Annotated in this window: 2 protein-coding genes and 1 pseudogene; all 3 read left to right on the top strand. The window is 42.6% G+C overall.

What is annotated here, in order from left to right; all coding sequences use genetic code 11:
- Positions 1-619: pseudogene (locus tag F6J94_RS28705) on the top strand (glycosyltransferase); the annotation flags it as partial.
- Positions 620-761: 142 nt separating this feature from the next.
- Entirely contained in the window at positions 762-4,112 is a 3,351-nt protein-coding gene (locus F6J94_RS28700; protein ID WP_293046670.1) for a glycosyltransferase, read from the top strand.
- 150 nt (positions 4,113-4,262) lie between these two features.
- Positions 4,263-5,675, top strand: coding sequence for a methyltransferase domain-containing protein (locus F6J94_RS28695; protein WP_293046668.1), 1,413 nt, complete (start codon positions 4,263-4,265; stop codon positions 5,673-5,675).
- Positions 5,676-6,029 lie beyond the last annotated feature (354 nt).

The raw sequence follows: 6,029 nt of genomic DNA, 5'->3' as shown, positions 1-6,029 counted from the left end.
GGTTAGAGAGCAATCTGGATCTACCATTGTAGTCAAGCCTCCCATGGCTGAAGACGTAGCTGATGAACTGATTTGTGGATGTTTGCCTCACCAAGCCAGCTTCTCCAGAGCTAACTTATTTTTCTCTAAGATAGGGCTTTTCAATGAACGCTACAGAATATCATCGGATTATGAATGGTTTCTGAGGCTAATCCAGAATGAAACTGTGAAATTGTGTTACTATCCTCGGACAATGACATCCTATTATGCAGGAGGCATTTCTAGTCAGTTAAGACTATCCCTACCTGAATCCTATAGTATTCAGAACCAATGCCCAATGTATCAAGATTCCTACTGGTTGAACAGAAGAATCCTCAAATATCAGGAGTTCATCATTAACCTGAGAGAATGGCTTCAAAACGCCGAAAACGGTAGAAATACACTAAATTTCAACTATAAAGCCCTTGAAAACAAATATCAAGCCATTGAAACGGAATACCATGCCCTGAAGCTTGAATTAGAGCAAGCTCGGGCGAAAATTGCTGAAATTGCGAAAATTGTTGAGATGGAAACCGGTATAAATCAGAATGGACAAAGTGGTAATATCAGACTAAACTTTAAAAATTTGGAACAAGTATGATTAGGATAAAACGTTCTAAAACGTTCTAATAATAGATTAGAATAATAGGTTATCAAACTAACAGCTTAGACTTTATATCTTTATTGCTGGTTGCCAAATTTATTGTCAAGTTTTTTCAGGTGTGTGTGAGGGGCTGTTTCCTATGCCAAGTAATAGGTCAAAATCCGAACTAGATTATGTGATTCCTCCTGAGATTAAAGACGACGATTTTTATAGAGGGATTCAAAGGATAGCTCGGGAAGAAGATATCAAGACCGTTCTAGAAATCGGGTCTTCATCCGGTGCGGGAAGCACCGAAGCGTTTGTCAAGGGGCTCAGGGAAAACCCTTCTAATCCAGTGTTATTCTGTATGGAGGTTTCAAAACCTCGTTTTACTGAGTTAAAGGAACGCTATCAGGAGGATTCTTTTGTTAAGTGCTACAATATTTCATCAATTTCCCTAGAGCAATTTCCTAGGGAAGATGAGGTTAGGGAATTTTATCATTACCATCGCACCCCTCTAAATAATTACCCTCTTGAACAAGTCTTGGGTTGGCTTCGTCAAGATATCGATTACGTTAGGGAAATGGGAACCTCTGGAGATGGGATTGAAACGATTAAGCAAGAAAACCAGATCGAGGATTTTGATCTAGTCTTAATCGACGGCTCCGAGTTCACAGGTCAGGTGGAATTAGATCAGATTTACGGAGCAAAATACATCCTACTTGATGATATTTGTACCTACAAAAATTATACTAATCACCATCGGTTATTAAGAGATAAAAACTATAAACTGATTGAGCAAAATGCGTCTGTGCGCAATGGTTACTCCATTTTTGCTAAAGCGGGTAGTCACCACTCTGTTGGGAAGTCAGGTCAAGCATCAACCCCTCTTCCCATCAATTTTTTTACGATTGTTCTCAATGGTGAACCCTTCATTCGCTATCATATTGACGTCTTCAGTAAACTGCCATTCCCATGGCATTGGCACATTATTGAAGGTGTAGCGAAATTGAAGCATGATACGGCCTGGAGTTTAGCCACAGGTGGGTATGTCAGTGATGAAATTCACCATAATGGTCGTAGTATTGATGGCACCACAGAGTATCTCGACCAACTGATGGAACGCTACCCTGACCAGATCACCGTCTATCGCAAACCTGATGGGGTTTTCTGGGAGGGCAAGCGAGAAATGGTGAATGCTCCCCTTGAGAATATCCAACAAGACTGTTTGTTGTGGCAGGTAGATGTGGATGAGTTGTGGACAACTGAGCAAATCTGTAAAGCCCGACAGATGTTCATCGACCAACCTGACAAGACGGCTGCTTTCTTCTGGTGTTGGTATTTCGTTGGAGAAAATTTAATTGTCAGCAGTCGCAATTGCTATACACAAAACCCCAAACAGGAATGGTTGCGCCTCTGGAGGTTTAAACCGGGAGCTGTCTGGGCAGCCCACGAACCCCCAAGGCTAGTCCAACCGTCGTCAACTAATCAGTCAACTAATCAGTCAAATCAGTCAAACAATCATGGGCAAGATGTAGCAACCATCAATCCATTCCTACATCGAGAAACCGAAGCGCAGGGACTGGTCTTTCAACATTTTGCTTATGTAACACCGGAACAGTTGCAGTTTAAGGAAAGCTACTACGGCTACCAGAATGCTCTGGCCGAGTGGCAGACACTACAGCAGCAGTCTGAATTTCCGGTTTTTCTGCGTCAACATTTATCTTGGGTTGAGGATGAAACCCTGGTTGAACCGGCGGATATCTGTGGTATAGTGCCGATTGCTCAGAAGGAGCCTGACGGCGAAAAATGGCAGTTTTTGCAACTGGAAGAATTTCAGCAACAAACTATGAAGATTGAAAGACCATTCCCCCAAATTATGGTTGATGGGGTATTTTTCCAATTTTTTCCTAACTCTGGGATTTCCCAAGTCTGGAAGTCTTTGCTAGAGGAATGGGCAACTAATGGCTTTGGGAACCATGTGATTGTTTTAGACCGGGCTGGAACGGCTCCGAGGATTCCAGGAATTCGCTATCGCCCCATTCGAGCTTACGATTACAACAAAACGGGAGCAGATGCTGATTTATTGCAGGAAATCTGTGATGAAAAGGGGGCTGATCTATTCATTTCCAGCTACTATACCGCACCCCTATCTACTCCTTCTGTATTTATGGCTTATGACATGATTCCAGAAGTGATCGGTGCCAATCTTAACGAAGCAGGTTGGAAAGAAAAACATTACGGTATCTTACACGCCTCCCGTTATATTACGATATCCGAAAGTACGGCTCGAGATCTGATTAAGTTTTTCCCCCATATTTCCCGGTCAAAGGTAACAGTAGCTCACTGTGGTATCAAGAAGGTTTTTTCCCCGGCAAGCGATGATGATATCAATGAGTTTAAGACTAAATTCAATGTGACCAAACCCTACTTACTCTTAGTAGGGGAAAGGACTGGTGTTAATGGCTATAAAAACGCTATCTTTCTGTTCAGAGCATTATCTAAGCTGGTGGATAAGGAAGAGTTTGGGGTAATTTGTGTCGGTGGTAGACCTGAGTTAGAACCTGAGCTAGCTGCCCTGGCAGCAGGGATAACAACGCAGGTTCTGCCCCTGAGTGATGAAGAATTAAAAGTAGCGTATTCTGGTGCGATCGCTCTGGTTGTCCCCTCTCTGTACGAAGGGTTCGGATTACCAGTTACCGAAGCAATGGTTTGTGGTTGCCCTGTAATTACCTGTCGTCACTCCTCTCTTCCTGAAGCAGCTGGGGAAGCAGCATTGTATGTGGATCAATCTAATGTTTACGAGCTGATTGATGCGCTCTACAAAGTTCAAAACCCAGAGGTTCGTAAGCAGTTGATTGCTGATGGGTTTGAACACGCGAAGAAATTTTCCTGGTCAAAGATGGCCGATACCGTGGTAGAGGTTCTGGTCGAAACTGCCAAGACCATCAAAAATGATGGTACTGGTCTAGGTTCCCCCCTTTGGGGAGAATTCAGGAAGTTACAGGCTCAAATCCAAGAACAGCTACCCCCAAGTCCGTCCCCAATTCAAGTTCAGCCAACTCAGCTTCCGTCAGGAGATCTCGAACAGCAATTGATGTACGCAGAGGCTCAACTTCAACAAAAACAGCGGGCACTTCAAGAAGCGGGGTCAACTCTAGCGGCAATGGAGTCCAGTAAATTCTGGAAACTGCGGGTAGGCTGGTTTCGACTAAAACCTCTGTTAGTTCCAGTAGTTAGTCTAATTTTAGGGATCAACTTACTACTGCTATCTACCGCTATGTATGCTGATAGGACTCTAGTAAAACTAACCTCATTCGTTTCTCCTGTCCAAGGAAATCTATTCTTTTCTCTTGGCGGTAGTTTGTTGTCCATTGCACTAATGTTAGGTATGGTGGGCTATCTTGGCTATATGAAGCCTCAGGTTCTCCGCAGGGTCAGAATTGTCATGGGTAGTGGGGGATTAGGGTTGATAGGTTTGACGGTACTACAGAATATTAACCTGTTGTAGATAACTGCCTAGTTTTCCAAGTCTTAATTCTTAAGACCCTTTATTTTTATTCCCTCTCTGGGGACTTAATTAAAAAAAGGCTTTTCAATCCGGACTTGTGATCAGACGTAAGTTCGAGCTAATTTATCAACACCTCCCTACAACAACAAGATGACACAAACGTTAAGACATATCTGTTGGTGTGGAAATACTGAGCTAACTGAATTTTCCCCCGACTACTTGGCGTGCTCTCAATGTGGCACTCTAGTGTCAAAAACTGGTTTGAGGGCTGAGCAGCTCCGTATAAAGGATGATAACCATGACTTCTACGGTAAAGAGTACTGGTTGTCTTATCAGACCGAGCATTATGGTTTTCCTGATATTCGTCAACGAGCCCGTCAAGACTTACCAGAGCGATGCCTCTACTGGCTGCGTACTCTGATGGCTTATAAACTACCGCCAGCCAAAGTGCTTGAGTTAGGTTGTGCTCATGGTGGCTTTGTGGCAATGATGGGCTGGGCAGGTTTTGATGCTATGGGTCTGGAGCTTAGTCCTTGGGTTGTGGAATTTGCCCAACAGACATTCAATATGCCCATTTTGTTAGGACCGCTTGAGGATCAGCAGCTAGAACCAGAATCTTTTGATGCTATCGTACTCTACGATGTCATGGAGCATCTACCTGATCCAGTGGCTACCATGAGCCATGGGGCATCTCTTCTCAAGGAAGATGGTATTTTCATTGTCCAGATGCCAAATTATGAAGAGGGTAAAACCTATTCAGAGATGGTTGCTCAAAAGGATCATTTTTTAAAGCTAATGCAACCTATTGAGCATATCCATCTTTTGAGTCGGCGAGGGGTGTCGCAATTCTTTAAGAACCTCGGTTTTGAGTTTCTGCAATTTGAACAACAGTTGTTCGACTATGATATGTTTTTCGTAGCTAGTCGGCAGCCTTTTGTTCCCTATACTGATGAGCAAATTAGTTACTATCTGCTCAAGAGTCAATCTGGGCGAATGGTTCAGGCATTACTGGACAAATCCTCTGACTTTAATAAACTCAAATTTCAGTATCAAAACATCCAAGTTCAGTATCAAACTATCGAGACTAGGCGTGCTGAACTTCTGAAGATTATTGAGCAACAGGGTCAAGAGATAGCTTCCTTGCGCTCTCAGGTCAGTGCAACTGTCACAGACCTCCAGCAGACTAAATCACAATTAATCCAAGCCCACTCAGACCTTCAACATACTCAGTCACAATTAAATCAATCAAACTTAGACCTTCAAGATACTCAGTCACAATTAAATCAATCAAACTCAGAAAATGAACAAACTCAATCACAATTAACCCAAATACACTCACACCTTCAGCATACTCAATCACAATTGGCACAGTCACAGGAAAAAATTCAGAATTTTCAGCAAAATCAATTACAGCAGATTCAGAACCAACTGAACGAAGCTAAGGCTAAGTTGAAGGTAATTAATGTAGAAATTGCGGCCATGAAGACCAGTAAGTTTTGGAAATTGCGATCGCTCTGGTTCAAATTTAAAGGGTTTGTTGGTCTCCCAACAGATAATGAATAAAATTTTCGGCGTTGCTTAATGATGGTATAACTTTAACCTCTGTGACCGCCAATCTTTGTGGTCACGGGAGCAGGGGATTTAACGGGCAAGAGGCTAATGCTTTCAACAACTCATCCTTGAGTGCAGCAACACCAAATTTTCAAGAGTCAACCTTAGGAAAAAACGGAACCTGGTGAAACTATTGACAGTGCAAAGGTTATAAGCCAATGAACTGTCAAAAATGCCAATGTAAGAAGCTTCTCAAATCCTGCTAACAAACCAGGGTAAAGTTTTCGGTCTACTGAATCTGTTTACGAGGAAAACTAACAATTTTTTGATAGTCTAAAGGATTAAAAAAGCGCTCAGGAGTAAAGA

The organism is Moorena sp. SIO1F2, assembly GCF_010672755.1.
GTDB lineage: Bacteria > Cyanobacteriota > Cyanobacteriia > Cyanobacteriales > Coleofasciculaceae > Moorena.
The sequence above is the reverse complement of the archived record's forward strand: the minus strand, read 5'-3'. Positions and strand labels throughout refer to the sequence as shown.

Bases quoted from the DNA above. Each gene is read 5' to 3' on its own strand.
- F6J94_RS28700 (WP_293046670.1), top strand. From the start codon at position 762: ATGCCAAGTAATAGGTCAAAATCCGAACTAGATTATGTGATTCCTCCT.
- F6J94_RS28695 (WP_293046668.1), top strand. From the start codon at position 4,263: ATGACACAAACGTTAAGACATATCTGTTGGTGTGGAAATACTGAGCTA.